A 20,755-nucleotide genomic window follows, 5' to 3' on the forward strand; every position below is an offset into this window, starting at 1 on the left:
TTCTATTTAAGTTGTTTTTGTAATTCATGCAGTTTTGATAATGCTTCAATAGGTGTTATGTTCATTAAATCAATTGATTTAAGTTTCTTTTCAATTTCAGATTGCCCTTGTTCTTCAAATAATTGGAATGACGGTTGTTCATACTTATCTGCTTCTTTCTCTACTTTTGTATGAGATTCAAGTTCTTGTAAAATAGTATTTGCTCTTTCAATAATTTCATCAGGTAAATCCGTTAACTTCGCTACATGAATACCATAACTTTGATCAACTGCGCCTTCTTTTACTTTATGCAAGAAAATCAATTCTCCTTGATATTCTTGTGCAGCTACGTGAATATTTTTAAGTCCAGATAACGTTTCATCTAAATGTGTTAACTCATGATAATGTGTAGAGAATAACGTCTTTGCTTTTGTATGATGATGTACATATTCAATCATAGACTGTGCAAGCGCTAGACCATCAAATGTAGATGTACCTCTTCCAATTTCATCAAATATAATTAAGCTATCTTCAGTTGCACCAACCATAGCTTTTTCAGCTTCTAACATTTCGACCATAAATGTACTTTTCCCTGATACTAAATCATCTGCAGCACCAATTCTCGTAAAGATTTGATCAAATATTGGCAATTGCGCATAATCTGCAGGCACGTATGCCCCCATTTGAGCCATAATACTAATAATAGCTATTTGACGCATATACGTACTCTTACCAGACATATTTGGTCCTGTTATTAAATAGATAAAGCCTTCTTTATCTAAATAACAGTCATTTGGAACATAGTCATTATGATCCATTACGCGTTCAACAACTGGGTGTCTCGATGATTTAAGTGATAATGTTTTATCTTCACTAAAGATTGGGCGAGTATAATGATATTTTTGCGCAATTTCAGCAAAGCTTTGTAAACAGTCTATTTCTGATAGTAATTTAGCTTGTGCTTGTAATTTTTCAGTATAAGCTTTCACTTCTTGTCTTAATTCCAGGAATAGTTGATATTCTAGTTCGATTGCTTTATCTTCTGCACCTAAAATGATAGATTCTTTTTCTTTTAATTCTTCAGTTATAAAACGTTCAGCATTTGATAATGTTTGCTTACGTTGGTATCCTAAAGCATCTGTATCAATATGATTTAAATTAGCTTTCGTAATTTCAATATAATACCCAAAAACTTTGTTAAAGCTTACTTTTAATGATTTTACACCCGTTCGTTCACGTTCTTTTAATTGTAATTCTGCAATCCATTGCTTACCATTTGTTGAAGCTTCTTTATATTGATCTAGTGTTTCGTTATAGCCTTTTTTAAATATGCCACCTTCTTTAACAGATATCGGTGGATCTTCTACTAAACTTTCATCTAATAATCGTTCTAAATCATTTAATGGTTCAAGATCTTTAAATCGATCTATAGACTTTGAGTCTAATCTTTCAATAATTTCTTTAACATATGGAATTTGCTTTATTGAATAATTCAACTGTACTAAATCTTTAGCATTCACATTGCCGTAGCTAACTCTTCCGACTAATCTTTCAATATCATAAACCATATTTAAATAACTTCTAAGTTCATCACGTTCAATAAACCCATTCACTAATTGTTCAACAGCATCTAATCTTTGCTCGATATCTCTTTGGTTTATAAGTGGTCGATCTATCCATTGCTTTAATCTTCTTGCGCCCATTGGTGTCTTCGTATCATCCATCAACCATAATAATGTACCTTTTTTAGATTTAAGTCTGATACTTTCTGTTAATTCAAGGTTTCGCTTCGCATAAAAGTCCATTTTCATATAATCTAAAGCTCTATATACGACGACTTCTTCTAAGTGTGGCATATCGCGTTTACCATTATCATGAATATAATTTAATAAATAATTTAATGATCTTTTTTGAGCGTGAGATGTGCCTGTGACAACTTCATAGTCTCGTTCTTCATAGCTATCAATAACGGTAATTGTTTCAGTTATAAGCTGGATTTGTTTATATAAATTATCTGGTAACACTTTATTAACAATAATTTCATTAGGGTGAATCGTTGTAATTTCATTAATTAAAGTTGTTTCATCAACAAATGATGTTACTTTTAATTCTCCTGTTGTGACATCACAGTAACTTAAATGAAACTCTCCGTCTTCTTTTATAAATCCTAATATATAATTATTTACTTTTTCATCCATACCCTTTTGATCCATAACCGTACCTGGCGTTATGACTTGCACAACTTCTCTACGAACCATTCCTTTAGTTTGTGTCGGATCTTCCATTTGTTCACAAATCGCGACTTTATAACCTTTTGAAATAAGTTTTTCGATATATCCAGAAGCAGAATGATACGGTACCCCGCACATTGGAATTGGATCTTTCTTAGCATCTCTTCTTGTTAATGTTATTTCTAATACTCTCGATGCTTCAATTGCATCATCATAGAACATTTCATAAAAATCACCTAATCTGAAAAATAATAATGTATCTTGATATTGAGATTTTATCTTTAAATATTGAGCCATCATCGGCGTTGGTTTAGACATCTTTATTCACGTTCCTTTTTTTAACTTTCGATTTATCTATTTTATCAAAATTTCTACTATTAAACGAGTATGTTTATTTATTAAAAAAAGAGCGTAATAAAGCAATTTATGCTTCACGCCCTTTAATTCATGATGTATCTTTAAGTATCATTTTTTAATTTCTTTAATATACCTCTTTTTTCAAAAGCTTTTAATAATATATAACTCGCGATAGCGCCTATTAGACTACTAAAGAAAAATGATAAAAATAATGGCCAAAATGCAATTTTTCCTAGTCCTAGTAACCAACTTATCGGAATACAAACGAAGCTACCTATCACACCTGTACCTAGGACTTCTCCTAAAGATGCAATCGATAATTGTTTGCGATATTTATAAAGTAAACTTGCTAATAATACGCCTATCATACTGCCTGGAAAAGCAAAAATCGTGCCTAAACCTAGTAAGTTTCTAATAAACGAAGATAACAAAGCTTGCGCTAAGCCATACCATGGTCCAAGAAATACGGCTGATATAACATTAATGAAATGTTGCATTGGCAATGCTTTTATTGGACCTATTGGTATCGTGATAAATGTACTAAAGACAACATTTATTGTTGTTAATATTGCGGTTAAAGTCATTAATTTTGTCTTCTTCATTATATTTCCTCCATAAAAAAATCATTAGTCTACGTATTGGCAGACTAATGATTATGAGCATATATAATCTTTAGTTGCACAATCTCTACGCCAGTATTACCTGGATCAAATCTACACGTATATTCTCAGCCTTGTTAGGCACCGTGTGTGCAATATTTTAAATATTAATTTGAACAGCTACTTGTATTTGGAGCATTTCTAACTGCTGCACCAGTTTCACCAGTAAGTTGATTACCACCTGTTGATTCAATAATTTCATTTGTAACTGTGTGGCTAATTGAATGAGATACCATTTGTAAAAGTTCATTAACTTCAACTTGCGCTTCTTTAAATTCACTTACAATTGGCATTTCATCTAATTCTTTTTCAATGTTTTTTATTTTTTCTTCAACCATAGCTAAAGCTTTATCTTTACCATAGTTTTGGAAATTAACCGCTTGTTTTTGTAAAGATTTCAAACTCGCCATTTTTTCTCTGACTGTTTGATTCTCATGAATTTGCGCTTCTGCACGTTTAAAGAAATCTACTTCTTCTGTTTCTGACATCATTTTCCCTAGTTTACGTGCTTGTTCTAAAATATCATCTTTTGTATACATTTAATGTACCACCTTTTCTTTAGATACAACATCTATAAATTCACCATTTAATGAATATTGTTTTGCTTCAGTAATTTTTACTTTTACGATTTTGCCAATTACATCTTTTGGTGCTTTAAAATTAACTAATTTATTCTTTTCAGTATAGCCTGCTAATACCGCTTCATCTCTCTTACTTGAACCTTCACATAGAACAAACACTTCTTGTCCTTCATATGGTTTCAATGATTCCGCAGCATATTCACCAACTACTTTATTTAATCTTTGAAGTCTTTCTTTTTTCTCTTTATCAGGCACATTATCTTTCATCTTAGCTGCTGGCGTACCTTCTCTCGGAGAATATACATATGTGTATGCATGTTCGAAACCAACTTCATGATACAACTTTATTGTTTCTAAAAATTGTTCTTCTGTTTCATTAGGATAGCCAACAATGATATCCGTTGTCAATGCTACATCTGGAATTGCTGCTTTTATTTTATGAACTAATTCCAAATAACTTTCACGTGTATATTTTCTACCCATAATTTTTAACACTTGGTTATTACCAGATTGTACTGGTAAATGTATATGAGGTACGATATTTCCACCATTAGCAATTACTTCAATTAAACGATCATCAAAGTCCCAAGGATGACTCGTCGTAAAACGTACGCGCGGTATATCGATTTTAGTGATGTCATTTAACAAATCACCTAATCCATAATTTAAACCTTTGATATCTTTACCGTATGCATTTACATTTTGACCTAATAAACATATTTCTTGGTAACCTTGTCTAGCTAAATCTCTTACTTCAGCAATAATTTCTTCAGGCATACGACTTCTCTCTTTACCACGTGTAAACGGTACAATACAATAGGTACAGAATTTGTCACAACCGTACATAATATTTACCCATGCTTTAATTCTACCATTTCTTACTTTAGGTAAATTTTCGATAACGTCGCCTTCTTTAGACCATACTTCAACAACCATCGCTTTAGACATATATGCTTCTTCTAAAATTTCAGGCAATCTATGGATGTTGTGTGTACCGAAAATCATATCAACATTCTGGTATGATTTAAGAATCTTATTAACGACAGATTCTTCTTGTGACATACATCCACATACACCTATTAAACAATCTGGTCGCTCTTGTTTAAGATGCTTTAAATTCCCAATTTCACTGAACACTTTATTTTCAGCATTCTCTCTTATCGCACACGTATTAAGTAATATCACATCTGCATCTTCTACTGAATTCGTCGGTCCAAAACCTAACGCCTGCAAAATACCAGCCATTACTTCCGTATCATGTTCATTCATTTGACAACCATATGTTCTAATATAGAATTTACGACCTTTCCCCATACCTCTATGTCGTTCGTCTATTTTAAAATCATCATGATATTCAACTTGTGATTTCCCTCTTTGTTTAGCGTCCTTTAAATTTGGAGGTTGATAAACATGTTCGAAGTACTTGCTATAATCCTTCTCTAAATTAGGTTCTGTCTTCGCTTTGGCCCCATGTTTTCTTTGCTCTTCATTCAATTTCAAAACCCTTTCTGCCCATATATTTATACCTATATATTATATTAGAGTTCAACATAAAGTGCAAAAATGTTCCGACATTTTTGCACTTTCATTTCATGTACTTATTATTTAATTTTAAAGATGCTTAATCCAAAATCTTCTCGTATTTTCTTCTTCATCTGATTTATAAGGTTCAACTTCTACACCATTATTATTTATAATGACTTTCGCACTTGCATCATTTGATTCATCACAAGTTACAAGAACAGAATGAACACCTTCATTATTTAAATTCTTAACTGCATAATTTAACAACTTAGTCGCATAACCTTTTCCTCGTTCGCTTTTTCTAACACCGTAACCGACATGTCCACCTTTTTTATTTAAATAGTCATTTAAGGCATATCTAATATTTACAGCGCCAACAATTTTATCATCATCAATAAGTACATACGTTTTTGCTTTTACAAAGTTTGCGTCAACTGGGTCAATTGCTTCTTCTAACATGATTAACATCTTATCAAAACCACCGTGTTGACGGACGTCAGTCGCCCATGGAACAACGTGTTCTTCGTTTTCATACCATTCATTTATATATTCTGTGAATAACGATTCAATATCTTTATCTATTTCTCTGAATTCCATAAATGCATCCCCTTTTAATTTAATTCTTTTATTTGTTCATCATCATTTGTATTTAACATATGATAATAAATGCCTTGTTGTTCGATTAATGCATCTTGAGAGCCAGATTCAATCAATTCACCGTGTGATAATACAAAGACTAAGTCTGCTTTTTTAACTGTATTTAAACGGTGCGCAATAATAACACTCGTTCTACCTTGCATTAATGTATCTAACGCTTCTTGAATTTTAATTTCAGTAACTGTATCGATACTACTTGTTGCTTCATCCAATAAAAGTATTTTAGGATCTTGAAGTAAACATCTTGCGATAGAAATAAGCTGTTTCTCACCTTGAGATAATGAACCAGATTCACCTTTCAATACTGTATCATAACCATTTTCTAAAGCTTCTATAAAGTCATGTGCATTTGCTTTTTTGGCAGCTTCTACAACTTCTTCATATGTAGCATTTGGCGTTCCATACATAATATTGTCTTTAATCGTTCCATCAAATAAATAGGAATCTTGTAACACGACACCTATAGAACTTCTCAAAGATTCACGTGTTATTTTATTAATTGGAATGCCATCAATAAGAATGCGTCCTTTATTCACTTCATAATAATGTAGAATAAGTTGCACGATTGTCGTTTTACCTGCACCAGTTGCGCCGACTAATGCAACAGATTCACCGTTATTAATTTTAAAGGATAAATCTTTTATAGTCGGTACTTTTTGGTTAGGATCATATTTGAATTCAACATGTTCGAATTCAATTTCTCCATTAATATTTTGATAATCTTGCGCCTCTTTATCATCTTTCTCACTTGGTTCATCCATAATATCAAAGACACGTTCGGCACCTGCTATTGCAGATAATACTGTATTAAATTGGTTTGCTAAATCAGATAACGGTCTTGTAAACTGTCTCGCATATTCAGCGAAAATCACGATTACCCCAACTGTAACACCAGCAGTTTGATTAAGAGCTAATATACCACCAATACCAGCTACAATGGCAAAGCTTAAATTATTTAAATAGTTCATTACTTTTGGTATTAAACCACCAAATGTGATTGACCAAAAACTATATTCTCTCACGTCTTTCGCTTTTTCATTAAATGTATCTATAACATACTTTTCTTGAGAAAAAGCTTTAACTACTGTTTGTCCATTTACAATTTCTTCGATATATCCATTCATAATACCAAATTGTTTTTGGCGTAAAGCATATAACACACTTGTACGTGCTGTAATCCATCTTAAACTTATAAACATGATTGGAATAATAATGACCGTCAATAGTGTGAGTAAAGGACTTAAATAAAGCATAATTGAAAGTGTACCAATGAGTGTCACGACACTAGAAGTAAACTGTATAAATGATGAATTTAATACTTGTGATACATTTTCAATATCATTTTGCATTCGACTCATCAGTTCACCGTGTTGCTTTTGATCATAATAAGCGACAGGCAAAGTTTGAAAATGTTTAAAGAGTTGATTTCTTAATAAATATACCGTGCGCTGGGCAATACTGACCATCATAAATGAGCCTATATATGATGTAACTGACAGCATTATATATACAATAGCAAGCAGTATGATATATTGTGGCAGCCCATTTAATTCTTTCGGTATAATTTTCGTATCAATGATATGTCCGATTAAAAACGGTCCAACTAAACTTAATATGGATGAACAAATAATCATTAGAATTACGACAATCAATTGTATTCGCTTTTCATCTATTAATTTCCATATATTTAATAATGTACCTTTCGTATCTCTTGCTCTTTTTTTCTTTTTAGTTGGATTTTGAGTACGATTTTTATCTTCAAATACTGATTTATGACCATAAGGGTTTCTTAGACTCATGATGAACTCACCGCACTTTCTTGACTACTTGCAATTTCTTTATACAATGGTGATGTTTCTAATAGTGTTTCATGTGTCCCAATCGCTTCAATACGTCCATCGACTAGTAACATAATTCGATCTGCTGTTTGAGCAGTTGAAATTTTTTGTGTCACAATTAATTTAGTCGTTTCTTCATCTTCCAAAGCATCCCATAAAGCAGATTCCGTCTTAATATCTAATGCTGATGTTGAATCATCTAAAATTAATAAACCTGGTTTCCTAACAAGTGCTCTAGCAATAGATAGTCTTTGCTTTTGACCACCTGATAACGTCACACCTTGTTGGCCAATCATCGTATCATATTGATGATCAAAACGTTCGATAGATTGATGTATTTGGGCTTTTTCTGAAGATAATTCTAACATTTCACTTTCGGCTGATGGATCTCCAAATTGTAAATTCTCATAAATTGTTCCTGAGAATAACAATGCTTTTTGAGGTACGTATCCAATTGCATCTCTTAAAGATTCAATTTCCCAATCGTTTACGTTTTTATTGTTAAGCAATATTTCTCCAGATGTCACTTTATACATTTTAGGTATCAAACTGAGTAAAGTTGATTTACCAGAACCAGTAGATCCCATAATGGCAAAAGTTTCTCTCGGTTTCACTTCAAATGATATATGTTCTAAAACAGGCTTATGACTATTTGGATACGTGAAAGAAACATCTTTAAATTGAATAGGATATGCATAATTTGGCTTATGTTCGATTTCATTATTGAACACTTTTTCATCTGATGGCGTAATTAATACTTCTTCAATTCGTTCACTTGATGCTTTCATTCTGCTAAGTGTCATGATTAAGAAAGCAAGCATCCCAAATCCACCTTGCATTCTCATACCATAATTTAATATAGCAACTAATTTACCAACTTCTAAAGTAGAATGATCGACCATATCTGAACCAAACCATACAACAGCTAATATACTGCCATTTATAATCAATAATAATGAAGGATTGATAAATTCCATGAGGCGTAGCGCGTATGTATAATTGCTTCTAATATCTTTGATTTTTTCATTAAATTGATTGATTTCTTGTTTGCTCGTTTGGCTTGCTTTAATTAATCTAACCGCTTCTAAATTCTGTTGGAAAAATCTATTCATTTCATCAAATTTTCTTTGTATTTTTGTGAATAGTTTAGATCCTTTTCGCGCAATTACAAATATAATAATAAAAATAACCGGTGAACCTATTACTAAATAAATTGCTAATTTCGGTTCGACTGCAAAACTTAATATAATACTCCCAATAATCATTAAAGGCGCTCGTAACATAATTCTAATTGACATATATACTGCTTGATCACAATTGGTTACATCACTTGTTAACCTCGTAATTAAACTTGAAGTCTTAAACCTCTCTAATGTTGCTAAAGAAAAAGATTGGATTTTCTTAAATTGTTCAGTTCTTAAATCATAAGCAAATGCTTGTGATACATGACCCGCAACAAAACTATTCCATATCCCAGATATAAGGGCTACTAATCCTGTTACAAGCATAATCACTAAATATAAATATACGTGGTTCAAATCATTCTTTAAAATGCCGTTATCAATAATTTCTGATATAAAAATGGGTTGAATGAGTTCAACCGCTAATTCTACTAACATTAATATTAAACCGAGTATAAACAGCCATTTATACGGTCTAATAAATTTAAGTACCGTTTTCAATTTACATATCCCCTTTAATATATTTTCCTATAACATTCTCCTTTTCTTCTAACTCATTATTTTGAAATTATGATTTATACTTATCCGTTAATGTATCCATTGTTATACCTTCAGGCACATGATAGAACTTAATCTGAGAAATAATACTGTCACATTCAAGTTCAACCATACGTTCATTTATTTGTTCAATAAGAATAAGACATGCATTTAAATCTCCTTCTATCGTTGTTTCCAAAGGATGCACTTCATATTTAAGACCCGATTGATCGATGATACTGATTGCCTCATCAACTAATGGAATAACACCTGTTTGTTGATGTTCTGGAATAATTTGAATACTCATTAATGTATTTGTCATTTCGAATCCCCCTTTTCTATGTATAAAAGCTCATAGATAAATCTATGAGCTTAAAGTGGTATAATTATATAATTATTTAAACTGAGAAACAAGTTCATCAAATTGATTTTGTTCTAGTTTAAGTGATTTTTTAACAAGCGGTTGCTCATCAAACTGTTCAATTTGTGATTCATATGATGGAGTATCTTTATCTTGATAAATAATACCTGTAATCATAGATTCAGTATCTAATACAGTTTGCATTGCTTGAGATTTATTCGTATTATCATAACCTTCAATATCTGCAAGTTTTGTTAAATTTTCTTTAAACCAGTCGTACGTATTAATTTTATTATACGTTACACATGGTGAAAATACATTTACAAATGAAAATCCTTTATGATTAATCGCTTCTTCAATAATACTTGTTAATTCTTTAATATCACTAGAGAAACTTTGAGCGACAAATGTTGCACCAGATGATATCGCCAATTCTAAAGGTGCAATATTTTGTTCGATGTTACCTTTTGGAGTTGATTTCGTTACAAATCCTTTAGCAGAACTTGGTGATGTTTGTCCTTTAGTTAAACCATAAATTTGGTTATCCATAACGATATAAGTCATATCCATATTTCTTCTTAATGCATGAACAGTATGACCCATACCAATCGCAAATCCATCACCGTCACCACCTGAAGCGATAACAGTTAAATCTTTATTTGCCATTTTAACGCCTTGAGCTAATGGTAAAGAACGGCCATGTATAGAATGAACGCCGTATGAATTCACATAACCACTTAAACGGCCTGAACATCCAATCCCTGTAATAATGGCAACTTCTTCTGGCTCTAGTCCAACATTAGCTGCAGCTTTTTGAATCGCAGCTTGCACTGAGAAATCTCCACAACCTGGACACCAGTTTGGTTTAACATTATTTCTAAAATCTTTAAATGTTGCCAATTAAATCAACTCCTTCATATTACTTACGATTTCTAAAGCTTTATCTTCTATTTCATGTGGTAAGAACGGCGTACCGTCATATTTAGTTTGGTTAATAATTTTATTTTGATGATTAATGTTCATCTTAATAATATTAGATAATTGTCCTTGATAGTTATGCTCAGCTACAACAACTTTTTTAGCTTTGTTAAATGCTTCTTGCACAACATCTGAAGGGAACGGATGAAGTTGTCTTATTTGAATGTGATTGACTTTCACGTTTTGTTGATCCAATCTTGAAATAGCTTCTTCGATTGCACCAGCTGTTGAGATAAAGCCAACATATAATATATCCGCTTCTTCATATTTTTCATTAGATTCTACTGGCTCATCTATCAATAATTGAGCTGTCTTGCGCATACGTTTATCCATTTGTTTTTGTCTGTTTTCAGCACTTTCAGAAGGTTTTCCTTCTTCATCATGTTCAACACCTGTTACGTGGTGGATACCGCCTTTTGTACCTGGTAAGATACGTGGTGAAATACCTGAATCTGTTAAAGCATAACGTTTAAAGTACGCTTTATCTTCTTGTTTTTCTAAATCACCTTCAACCAATGCACCTCTACGAATTTCAACTTTGCTATAATCTAATGATTCGACAGTTTGTTTACCTAATGATAATTGTAAATCTGATAATAAAATAACTGGACATTGATATTCTTCAGCTAAGTTAAACGCTTCTACAGTTAAGTAGAACGCATCACTTGCACTAGTTGGTGCTAATACGATTTTAGGAATGTCACCGTGTGTACCATAAATCATTTGCATTAAATCTGATTGTTCTTGTTTCGTTGGCAGACCAGTAGAAGGACCTCCACGTTGCGTATTGACAATCACAAGTGGCGTTTCAGTCATACCTGATAAACCTATTGATTCCATCATTAATGATAAACCTGGACCTGCCGAAGATGTGAATGAACGTACACCTGCATAGTTTGAACCTATAGCCATTGTACATGCTGCAATTTCATCTTCTGTTTGAATAACCGTTCCACCTAATGCTGGTAAACGATCAATCATATATTCCATAATTTCTGATGCTGGTGTGATTGGGTATGCTGCCATAAATCTAACACCTGCTGCAACAGCACCTAAACCAATTGCATCATTTCCTATCATAAATAAATGACCTTCTGAGTCAGTTGGTTCTAATGTATGTTCACTTTGTAAATCGTCCATTTGTTCAGACATTAAGCGAAATCCTTCATTTAAAGCTTGAATGTTTAAATCTACAACACTCTCACCTTTTTTACCGAATAGATCTTTTATTAATGATTCAAATACTGTCGTATCTAAATTCATTACGGCACAAGTTGCACCAACTGCGACCATATTTTTCATAAGTGCAGTGCCCAATTCTTTTGCTACACCTGTGAATGGTAAACTAACCAATTGTGCTTTACTATCTTCTGGATTTTGCGGTTTCGCTTTTTCATCTGCAATAATAATGCTGCCTTCAAGCATTTCATGATAGTTAACTTCTATCGTCTCTTGATCAAATGCAATTAATATATCTAAATCGTCACTAATAGCTCTTACTGGTTTTGACGATACTCTAATTTTATTATTTGTATGCCCACCTTTAATTCTACTTGAAAAATGGCGATATCCGTATAAATAATATCCTTGACGGTTCATAGCAGTTGCAAAAATTTCACCTGTTGATTCAATTCCTTCGCCTTGCTGTCCGCCCACTTTCCATGAAATTTGTGATTTCATTTTATGGCCTCCCCATGTAATATCTCATGTTATATCATAACAAAAAAACCCTTTTAATCCTATGAAATTAAAGGGTTTTAATAAAAATCAGTCTAATGGACGATACTATTCAAATGGATGATCGTCATTAATTAATATACGTTGTATTTTTTTAGCTTTACCCGCACTATCAAGGTCAATAATAACACCTGACAATACTTTTCTACCTTCATCAGGTAAATTATGACGTTGCGGTAAACTTGTTATAAATCTTTCTATAACTTCATCTTTATTAATACCTAATATGCCGTCATAATAACCAGTCATACCTACGTCAGTAATATAAGCAGTACCTTCATTTAACACGCGCTCATCAGATGTTTGAATATGCGTATGTGTACCAACCATTGCACTTACTCTACCATTCAAATACCATCCCATTGCGTTTTTCTCTGAAGTTGTTTCAGCATGAAAATCGACAAATATATACGGTGTTATTTTTGAAGCTTGTTCTATAAGTTCATCTGCTTTTTTGAATGGGCAGTCAATTGCTGGCATAAATGAACGACCTTGTAAGTTAATGATTGCGATATCTTTATCATTAACTCTAATAATTCTCATGCCAAGACCAGGCGCTTCTTCAGGGAAATTCGCTGGACGAACCATTCTATTTGCTTGTCCGATAAAGTCATATATTTCTCTTTGACCATAAGTATGATTACCCATCGTTAAAAAGTCGGCACCCATTCTTAAAATATCTTTATAAATTTTCTCTGTTAAACCTTTACCATGTGCAGCGTTCTCTGCATTCACAATCGTAAACGTTGGTTTGTAACTTGCTTTAATTTTTGGTAAATATGTTTCTAACTGTTCTCTTCCTAGTTTGCCTACAATATCACCTATAAATAAAATTCTCAATATTGACATCCTCTCTATTCACTCTATATTCTAATTCAAAATAAAAAATTTTAAAAGAGATGATTATTAATTTTTTATTAGGGTATACATAATACGAGCGTTATTCAAACACATTTGTTTAGTAACGTTACAAAATCTAATAGGAGTGTTTATTTAAACATGGGAATTGAAATCCAACCAGAAAAATTTGCAGAATTAGTGGTTAGAGCAAATCCATCCGTAGAAGAAAATGCAGAAGATATCGCGAAAGACAGTTTAGAACTATACGTTACAGCATTCAAACTCGCTGAAAAATATGGTAGTTGTGGCGTAAATTCACAAGAAACGTCCAACGTTTTAAAAGAAGCATTAGATTTAGAACTGAACTTAACACGTTAAATTTATTATAAATACTAATATCAAAAACCATCGCTATAGACTGTAGCGATGGTTTTTGGTTCGTATAATAAAAATGTTTGAATAGACGTGAGTTAAAAGATGAATAAACTCACGAGTTTCCTAATCTTGTGGGTTAATGTCTTCGTTAACTCACGAGTTCCCTAATCTTGTGGGTTAATGTCCTCATTAACTCACGAGTTTTCTAATCTTGTGGGTTAATGTCCTCATTAACTCACGAGTTTTCTAATCTTGTGGATTAATGTCCTCGTTAACTCACGAGTTCTCTAATCTTGTGGGTTAATGTCCTCGTTAACTCACGAGTTTTCTAATCTTGCGTGTTAATGTCCTCATTAACTCACGACTTTCCTAATCTTGTGGGTTAATGTCCTCATTAACTCACGAGTTCTCCAATCTTGTGGGTTAATGTCTTCGTTAACTCACGAGTTCTAAGATAACTATTTAAAATCAACACTTTGTATAATACTTACTTAAATATATAATTCACAATATTTTCAGTGGTACCTATTTTGTCATCTTGTAATAGTTGGTCTGTTATATTTTGATAATCTGGTTGTTTATTTTCTAGTAATTGCCTAGCTAGTATGCGCTCATCATTACTTGCTATTTCTATCGTGACAAGTTCGAATATATCAAAGTAAAAACCTATTTGTTCTGAGTAAACTTCTGTATCTTCTTGCAATAAGAAAATGGGTTTATTTAAATGTGCATAATCAAATATCGTAGATGAATAATCTGTAATCATGGCATCTGAAATTAAATATAGTTCTTGAATGTCTACAAGTTCATTATAAAAACAATGAATTCGATCACTTAATTCACTATATGTTACTCTCAAATGTGATTCGTTAGGATGTAATTTAACAATAATTTCATATTCTTCAGGCAATTGTTCTAATAAGATATTTAAATTGATTTTTGACAATAATGCTCTTTTTTCTTTTCTCCATGTCGGACAGAACAAAATATATTTTTTATCATTACTTTTAGTAAAGAAATATTTCGTAAGCACGCGTTCTTTCTCTGTTTCGTCATGCTTCATTAAATATTCATTTCTCGGTGCACCGAGTTGAAGGATTTGTAAGTTCTGCTCTGGTTGAATGTTAAATGATGACTCTAGTAACATTGTGTTTACTGCTGAAGAGGTTAATAAGTAATCCCACTTCTTCATTCTTGGTTTAAATGCTGCGACTTGAGCGTTTCTTTCAGTTTTATCTTCTAAATCATTCAACATTCTTTTAAGTGGAAAGCCATGCCATGTTTGTACAAATATTTGATCTTTATGTTTAAACACACTATCTAAAGTATTGCCATTCACCACGACATATTTGCATGACCTAAATGTTTGATTATAAATGGTACTACCAAACCTTATAGGTATTAAATTATGATTTCTAATTTCCATATCTACTAACGCATTTCTAGAACTTACATATACTTCTTTTTCAGGAAAATGTTCTTTAATATATAATGCGATATATTTCGGATCTCCGCTAAAGTTATTCCCATGAAATGACTCAATGAACACTTTGTTTTCTGACGGTGTAATAGCATCGTATTGCTGTTTAAGCTTATCCATTTTTCTTTTTTCGTATTTCTTTTTAGCAAAATTAAAGACTTTCTCATTATTTAACACTCTTCTAATAACTGGTTTAGTCTTATATTGTTCATACAAATCTCTACCATATTCAAGCTTTGATTTTTTACGGACTTTTTGTGTAACTTGTGACTTACTTCCTGATCCTACTTTTAAACCATCCATACATGCTTTAGATGCTTCAATAAAATCAGAAGCATAGTCTCTATCAATAAATGTTGCATTCAATAACGCTACATCTTCACCTCGTTCTTCCTTTGTATATTTATTATCAATAAACTCAATTAAGCGCTCACTATCTTCTTGAATATCTTTCTCCAAAAATTGAACGGCATGATACGGTTCATATATACGTTTAAGCACACCATCTTCTCCAGCGTAAATAAATGCTTTATTTCCTTCTGCTATAGATTCTAATATAGAATAACCTAATGTTTCATACGGAGAAGATGATATATAAATATAGTTTTTAGGTTCACGTTCATTCATATGAACATGTTCCTCTAGTTGATAATAATGAATTAAATTCTTATATAAAATTTCAGATGGTCCATACCCCTTGATATATAAATGTATATCATCATACCCCTTAACATTAATGATACGATTCATCATTTTTATAACATATGAAATATCCTTTATATTATCTTCAAATCTCGCTTTAATTAATAAATTTCTTCGTGTCACACTAGGTTCTTCATTCACAATAATATGTGACGCATCAACATATTGATTAAAGACATTCTCTTTTCCATAACGTTCGATGAAATCATGCTTAATATCAATAGAACTCACTCTATACGCATCAATTGCATCAAAAGCTAAATCTTGGTTATCATCAATATATGCTAATGGCCCATGTATCTCCCCTACGACCATTGCATTTGGATTGATGGATTTTATTTCTCTTGCTAAATAAAAGAAAGTTTCTCTCGTTAGTATAACGAGATCTACATTTACAAAATCTTCACTTGTTTTAAATTCTTCGAAACTTAAATGCTTATCAAATAATTGTTCATTAATCATTGTATTAAATTTCGCTGTCTTATCAAAAGTTTTAAAATTATAATAAACAACTTCATGATTAGCTTTAATAAACGATTTAATTAAATTGATATTACTTCTTGATGTTCCACCTTTAGCAAAAAGATTGAACCCTAAAATTTTAATTTTCATTCAATCTCGCCCCTTTGTAATTGTTTTTATCTTATAATTAAATTTTCATTCATACTAACACTCCTTATACACTTATTCCACAATTTTTAATTATTTTACACAGAATTATTTGTTAGAAATAATTAATTCTATTGAATATAAAAATAGAAGACAATCTAATATAAGATTATCTTCTATTTTTATATTAAATTCAATTTCTTTTTCTCATCAATCACTTACTAGTATATCTCTTTTTAATTGTATAGCTTGAATAACACCCTTTGAAATTTCTTCATGATTCAGCCAACGTTTAGTTCCATCATCATTTACTCGATGACCCAATTTTACCGTGAATACATTAAAGCCTTTATTCTTAAGCTTATTAATAAACTCAGCATCATCAAATTTATTTGTACCGACGACGTGAACATAAATTGGTTCAGCATGCTTATCCATACTTATATTTTTCTCAATGAACTTAAGATGATTGAAATAACCATTACTATGCACCCAACTCACCATAATATTGACATCTCGTATAAGCTCATCACCTAACACATTATCATTTTCATAATCATATTGTTTAAAATGTATATTTTTTGAATGAAGTAAGTCTTCTGAGTATTTATTTTGATTTCTAGAAAGTAGCCAAATATCATCATCAAAATGTTCTTTAATCCATTTCGTTGCATCCCTCAACATACCAGATCCACCAGCAATCACAATTGTCACTTTATTCACCTACTTTAATTTTAAAATTTTTTCTTAAGTATGCTTAATATAACACAAGCTTTCAATAGATTTTCATTTATTAAGTCAAATTTATCTCTCACATTTCACTTTACAAACACGAACACTTGTTCGTATAATAAAAGAAAAGATTCTACGGGAGGTGTTTGTGATGAATAAGTATATTAACTTAATGATTCATAAATTTGAAACTTACATTTACATGTTAGATAGCGTTGAACCAACTAATGATACGGCGATATTTTTAAATGGTGAGGTCATTTATAAAGAAATAGACAAAGTTGAACGCTACCTTCAATCATTTGATTATCGAACTGAGAAGTTCATTTTATTTACGGGATATTTAAAGATTTTACGCGTCATTTATCGTGATGTTTATACATCTTCAACACAACGTAATACGATGATCGTTTCTTTGAATAACGCGATTCATTGCTTAAATAAAATGAATAAGGAGCTTGTATATGAAAATCATTAATCCTGACTTACCAGAACCTTATAAATATGAGACAGATTATCGCAAAATTCCTAATCATTATCTACAACGTAATATTCCTAAAGGAAGAGGCATGATTAAATGGGCACCATTTGCAACAATGCCTCAACAATATGAAATGATTAAACAATTTATAGCCGATCAAACAAAAGTAGAGAAACCTATATTAGAAGAAACTGCATTAAATGATTTGAATAACGTATTAGCAGAGAAAATATTTTATAATCCACAAGCACTTATTAAATATTGGGAAGATGGTTATTTTAAAGAAATAGCATGTGAAATTCATAAATTTGATAGTGAGCATAAAAAATTAGAAGTCATTGCAGAGGATAAGAAAGTACGATTGAGCATGGATTGTATTGTTAGTATTGAATAGTGTAAAACCATTTTCTTCGCTTATGCTATGATATGTAACTGGGGGTGGCATCATTTATGATAACGATTGAACGTATTACTAAAAATAATGAGCATGCACTTAAATTACCTAATGAACCATTTGAATTGTTCGGTAAACTTGTCGTTACGAGAACTGCTGATACATGGCAATATCATGAAGAGTTAACTGGTTCTGATACGATGATTTTCCCTGATGAAGATTATCAGCTTGATTCAATTGATCAGAAAGGTTTTGCAATAGGAGCATTTGATGATAACAAATGTATTGGTTTAGGTGTTTTTGAAAAGGATTGGAATAAATATTTGTATTTAAGTGATTTAAAAGTCTCTTCTTCTTACCGCGGTCAAAATGTTGCATCAACATTGTTAAATGCAGCGATAGAATTCGCAAAAGATGAAGGAATGAAAGGGATTTATACGATAGCTCAAGACAATAATTTAAATGCTAATCGCTTTTATTTAAAATATGGCTTTGAAATTGGTGGATTAAATACCAAATCATATCAATTCACACAACAAAAAGGTAAATTTGATATTTATTATTATTTGGATTTTGATTCATAACTAAAAAGCGGGACGGAAATCTTTTTACATAAATTAGATTTCTATCCCACTCTCATTTTCACTATATTACATTTAGTTTATTTTCTTCGCTTTAAAACATGATATCAGAATGAAAGCAATAAATTTAATGTTTTAATAACCCCGCTATCGTTATGATTGATAGCGATGAGGTTTGCCTCTTTTTTCAATTCTGGATAGGCGTTATCCATTGCTACTTTATATTTAGCTGATTTGAATAAATCTATATCATTAAGTCCGTCTCCAAAAGCAATTGTTTCAGCTGGATCAATGTTTAATATGCTTTGTATTTTATGAATAGTCGTTCCTTTATTCACACCTAACTTCGTAATATCAATCCAGTAATCTTCAGATGCAATAATATACACTTCGTTGTTAAAGTAATCAATTTGTTGTGCTGTTTGTTTACATTTACCTGAAGCGTCATGAACCGTAATTTTCAAAAAATCACTTTTAATTTCTGTGAATTCTTTAATGTATGTAACATTTTGATATGACCCATGTACAGCTTTTCTCTCTTCATCAGAAACAGTATCTAGAACATATGCTACATCTTCCGTACATGCAATAATTGTTTGCTCTGGATCTATTTTTGTTAAAGCATCAATAATATTTAATCCTAATTCATTTTGTATCGTTGCTGTGTAAAGAAATTCACCGTTATATTTTATACGTGTTGCACTATCTCCAATGATAAATGTATCTTTCGTCAAATCTCCTACAATATTTTCAACTCTTTCACATTGTTTTCCTGTACAGAACACAAATCTAATATTACGTGAATCTAGATTTTCTTTTAATATACCAAACGCTTCTCTATCAAACTCACTATTCTCATCTAAAAAAGTACCATCCATATCTGTAACAACTAATTTTATATCCATCTTATTATCCCCTTTACTTTGTAACTATTTAATCATATTGTATCGGTATAATTATAGTTTTTCAATAGAAAGCGTTTACTTTTTTATTTGTTTAAGAAATTGTCTCGGTGTTTGGCCATACCTTTCTTTAAACTTTTGTATAAAATAACTCGTTGTTGAAAAGCCACACGCGTATGAAATATCTGTAATCGACTTATCTGTATGTTTATTTAACATACTGACACTTTTTTCTAATCTATAGTTTAAGATATATTGAAATGGCGTTTGATGAACATATTTACTAAACAGTCGAACAGTCTCAGATTTACTCATATGGATATTGTCACTTAAATCATTCAAAGTTATTTTAGATTGATAATGATCTTGTATATACTTAATCAATGTTTTGATACGTTGATCAAAATAGTAATGTGCGTCTGTTTCAATTTGCGACATGATATTTATCAAATATTTCAATGACTCATAATAGCAAATTGAAATATCTAGTTTAAAATGTTGTTCTTTTTTATCAAATTTATCACCCGCTTCTTTAATAATATTAATCAACATTTGATGTTCAGAGAGATTCGGTGACAAATATATATAAGGTATTTTATGTGCTAATTCTAATACTTGCGTTAAATATTCCATCTCAATCTGTTTATGCATATCAGCAAGATCAATATTCCAACAAAAATATTCTGTATCAGACATACTTTCATTTATTTCATGAACAACTTGAGAATTGATAAATAACCCGTGCCCTTTTGGAATATATATCAACTCTTCACCTATCCCAACTTTAAGTTCACCATTAATGACATAAACATATTGCAAAGCACTGTGCCAATGAATGGGGATATATCCGTATAACGTTTTGTTTAAAACAGTATGTAAAATAATATGATGCCAATTTTTATAAGGATATTGAATTAATTCTTCTCTTGTTTCTTCAACAATAATTTCAGTATACAATCAACAATCACCTCAATATTTTGATATTATTACACAATATTTATGTATTATATCATGTTTTAAATCACTATAATCAATATAT

19 protein-coding genes and 1 riboswitch are annotated in these 20,755 nt (G+C 31.3%); of the genes, 4 read left to right on the forward strand and 15 right to left on the reverse strand.

Annotated elements, in window-relative coordinates; genetic code table 11:
* Window positions 1-2 precede the first annotated feature (2 nt).
* The 11 genes from mutS to LQ677_RS00845 all read right to left on the reverse strand — a co-directional run bounded on the left by mutS (window position 3) and on the right by LQ677_RS00845 (window position 13,460).
* Window positions 3-2,528, reverse strand: a complete 2,526-nt coding sequence (gene mutS / locus LQ677_RS00795; RefSeq protein ID WP_239748005.1) for a DNA mismatch repair protein MutS — start codon at window positions 2,526-2,528, stop codon at window positions 3-5.
* A 140-nt stretch (window positions 2,529-2,668) separates the two neighbouring features.
* A complete protein-coding gene (gene thiW, locus LQ677_RS00800; RefSeq protein WP_239748006.1) occupies window positions 2,669-3,169 on the reverse strand; it encodes an energy coupling factor transporter S component ThiW in 501 nt (166 codons plus the stop codon).
* 64 nt (window positions 3,170-3,233) lie between these two features.
* Window positions 3,234-3,325: riboswitch (TPP riboswitch) on the reverse strand.
* An 8-nt stretch (window positions 3,326-3,333) separates the two neighbouring features.
* Window positions 3,334-3,765, reverse strand: a complete 432-nt coding sequence (locus LQ677_RS00805) for a YlbF/YmcA family competence regulator (RefSeq protein ID WP_025905606.1) — start codon at window positions 3,763-3,765, stop codon at window positions 3,334-3,336.
* Window positions 3,766-5,301: a tRNA (N6-isopentenyl adenosine(37)-C2)-methylthiotransferase MiaB gene (gene miaB / locus LQ677_RS00810; protein ID WP_239748007.1), complete on the reverse strand. Its 1,536-nt coding sequence runs from the start codon at window positions 5,299-5,301 to the stop codon at window positions 3,766-3,768.
* A gap of 117 nt (window positions 5,302-5,418) precedes the next feature.
* Entirely contained in the window at window positions 5,419-5,928 is a 510-nt protein-coding gene (locus LQ677_RS00815) for a GNAT family N-acetyltransferase (RefSeq protein ID WP_239748008.1), read from the reverse strand.
* 14 nt (window positions 5,929-5,942) lie between these two features.
* Window positions 5,943-7,787 carry an ABC transporter ATP-binding protein gene (locus LQ677_RS00820; protein WP_037587859.1) on the reverse strand — a complete coding sequence of 615 codons (1,845 nt, stop codon included), beginning with the start codon at window positions 7,785-7,787 and terminating at the stop codon, window positions 5,943-5,945.
* A complete protein-coding gene (locus LQ677_RS00825) occupies window positions 7,784-9,508 on the reverse strand; it encodes an ABC transporter ATP-binding protein (protein ID WP_159315074.1) in 1,725 nt (574 codons plus the stop codon). The genes LQ677_RS00820 and LQ677_RS00825 overlap by 4 nt, the downstream gene beginning before the upstream one ends.
* A gap of 67 nt (window positions 9,509-9,575) precedes the next feature.
* Window positions 9,576-9,866, reverse strand: coding sequence for a thiamine-binding protein (locus tag LQ677_RS00830; RefSeq protein WP_025905601.1), 291 nt, complete (start codon window positions 9,864-9,866; stop codon window positions 9,576-9,578).
* A gap of 72 nt (window positions 9,867-9,938) precedes the next feature.
* Window positions 9,939-10,805: a 2-oxoacid:ferredoxin oxidoreductase subunit beta gene (locus tag LQ677_RS00835; RefSeq protein WP_025905600.1), complete on the reverse strand. Its 867-nt coding sequence runs from the start codon at window positions 10,803-10,805 to the stop codon at window positions 9,939-9,941.
* Complete coding sequence (locus LQ677_RS00840; RefSeq protein WP_159315075.1) at window positions 10,806-12,563, reverse strand: 2-oxoacid:acceptor oxidoreductase subunit alpha; 1,758 nt, start codon at window positions 12,561-12,563, stop codon at window positions 10,806-10,808.
* A 105-nt stretch (window positions 12,564-12,668) separates the two neighbouring features.
* Window positions 12,669-13,460 (reverse strand): TIGR00282 family metallophosphoesterase, encoded by a 792-nt coding sequence (locus LQ677_RS00845; RefSeq protein ID WP_037587854.1) that lies wholly within the window; start codon window positions 13,458-13,460, stop codon window positions 12,669-12,671.
* Window positions 13,461-13,619: 159 nt separating this feature from the next.
* On the opposite strand from LQ677_RS00845, the gene LQ677_RS00850 reads away from it, so the two are divergent.
* Window positions 13,620-13,838 (forward strand): hypothetical protein, encoded by a 219-nt coding sequence (locus LQ677_RS00850; RefSeq protein ID WP_025905597.1) that lies wholly within the window; start codon window positions 13,620-13,622, stop codon window positions 13,836-13,838.
* Window positions 13,839-14,322: 484 nt separating this feature from the next.
* On the opposite strand, the gene LQ677_RS00855 is transcribed toward LQ677_RS00850, so the two are convergent.
* Both LQ677_RS00855 and LQ677_RS00860 read right to left on the reverse strand, forming a co-directional pair.
* Window positions 14,323-16,629: a CDP-glycerol glycerophosphotransferase family protein gene (locus LQ677_RS00855; RefSeq protein ID WP_239748009.1), complete on the reverse strand. Its 2,307-nt coding sequence runs from the start codon at window positions 16,627-16,629 to the stop codon at window positions 14,323-14,325.
* A 207-nt stretch (window positions 16,630-16,836) separates the two neighbouring features.
* Window positions 16,837-17,340, reverse strand: coding sequence for a Rossmann-fold NAD(P)-binding domain-containing protein (locus tag LQ677_RS00860; RefSeq protein ID WP_239748010.1), 504 nt, complete (start codon window positions 17,338-17,340; stop codon window positions 16,837-16,839).
* A 169-nt stretch (window positions 17,341-17,509) separates the two neighbouring features.
* Between LQ677_RS00860 and LQ677_RS00865 the strand changes: the two genes are divergently transcribed.
* The 3 genes from LQ677_RS00865 to LQ677_RS00875 are packed head-to-tail and all read left to right on the forward strand — an operon-like array spanning window position 17,510 to window position 18,817.
* A complete protein-coding gene (locus LQ677_RS00865) occupies window positions 17,510-17,836 on the forward strand; it encodes a hypothetical protein (protein WP_025907213.1) in 327 nt (108 codons plus the stop codon).
* A complete protein-coding gene (locus tag LQ677_RS00870) occupies window positions 17,823-18,233 on the forward strand; it encodes a YolD-like family protein (RefSeq protein WP_103360546.1) in 411 nt (136 codons plus the stop codon). The genes LQ677_RS00865 and LQ677_RS00870 overlap by 14 nt, the downstream gene beginning before the upstream one ends.
* A gap of 56 nt (window positions 18,234-18,289) precedes the next feature.
* Window positions 18,290-18,817 (forward strand): GNAT family N-acetyltransferase, encoded by a 528-nt coding sequence (locus LQ677_RS00875; protein ID WP_206167108.1) that lies wholly within the window; start codon window positions 18,290-18,292, stop codon window positions 18,815-18,817.
* Between the two features lie 104 nt (window positions 18,818-18,921).
* On the opposite strand, the gene LQ677_RS00880 is transcribed toward LQ677_RS00875, so the two are convergent.
* Complete coding sequence (locus LQ677_RS00880; RefSeq protein WP_239748011.1) at window positions 18,922-19,719, reverse strand: Cof-type HAD-IIB family hydrolase; 798 nt, start codon at window positions 19,717-19,719, stop codon at window positions 18,922-18,924.
* A 75-nt stretch (window positions 19,720-19,794) separates the two neighbouring features.
* Window positions 19,795-20,673 (reverse strand): AraC family transcriptional regulator, encoded by an 879-nt coding sequence (locus LQ677_RS00885; protein WP_037587843.1) that lies wholly within the window; start codon window positions 20,671-20,673, stop codon window positions 19,795-19,797.
* Window positions 20,674-20,755: the final 82 nt, after the last annotated feature.

It is taken from the genome of Mammaliicoccus sp. Q-M61 (assembly GCF_022386055.1).
Taxonomy (GTDB): domain Bacteria; phylum Bacillota; class Bacilli; order Staphylococcales; family Staphylococcaceae; genus Mammaliicoccus; species Mammaliicoccus sciuri_A.

Bases quoted from the DNA above. Each gene is read 5' to 3' on its own strand.
- LQ677_RS00820 (WP_037587859.1), bottom strand. From the start codon at position 7,787: ATGAGTCTAAGAAACCCTTATGGTCATAAATCAGTATTTGAAGATAAA.
- mutS (WP_239748005.1), bottom strand. From the start codon at position 2,528: ATGTCTAAACCAACGCCGATGATGGCTCAATATTTAAAGATAAAATCT.
- LQ677_RS00880 (WP_239748011.1), bottom strand. From the start codon at position 19,719: ATGGATATAAAATTAGTTGTTACAGATATGGATGGTACTTTTTTAGAT.
- LQ677_RS00840 (WP_159315075.1), bottom strand. From the start codon at position 12,563: ATGAAATCACAAATTTCATGGAAAGTGGGCGGACAGCAAGGCGAAGGA.
- LQ677_RS00815 (WP_239748008.1), bottom strand. From the start codon at position 5,928: ATGGAATTCAGAGAAATAGATAAAGATATTGAATCGTTATTCACAGAA.
- LQ677_RS00865 (WP_025907213.1), top strand. From the start codon at position 17,510: ATGAATAAGTATATTAACTTAATGATTCATAAATTTGAAACTTACATT.
- LQ677_RS00830 (WP_025905601.1), bottom strand. From the start codon at position 9,866: ATGACAAATACATTAATGAGTATTCAAATTATTCCAGAACATCAACAA.
- LQ677_RS00870 (WP_103360546.1), top strand. From the start codon at position 17,823: ATGAAAATCATTAATCCTGACTTACCAGAACCTTATAAATATGAGACA.
- LQ677_RS00850 (WP_025905597.1), top strand. From the start codon at position 13,620: ATGGGAATTGAAATCCAACCAGAAAAATTTGCAGAATTAGTGGTTAGA.
- LQ677_RS00855 (WP_239748009.1), bottom strand. From the start codon at position 16,629: ATGAAAATTAAAATTTTAGGGTTCAATCTTTTTGCTAAAGGTGGAACA.
- thiW (WP_239748006.1), bottom strand. From the start codon at position 3,169: ATGAAGAAGACAAAATTAATGACTTTAACCGCAATATTAACAACAATA.
- LQ677_RS00875 (WP_206167108.1), top strand. From the start codon at position 18,290: ATGATAACGATTGAACGTATTACTAAAAATAATGAGCATGCACTTAAA.
- LQ677_RS00805 (WP_025905606.1), bottom strand. From the start codon at position 3,765: ATGTATACAAAAGATGATATTTTAGAACAAGCACGTAAACTAGGGAAA.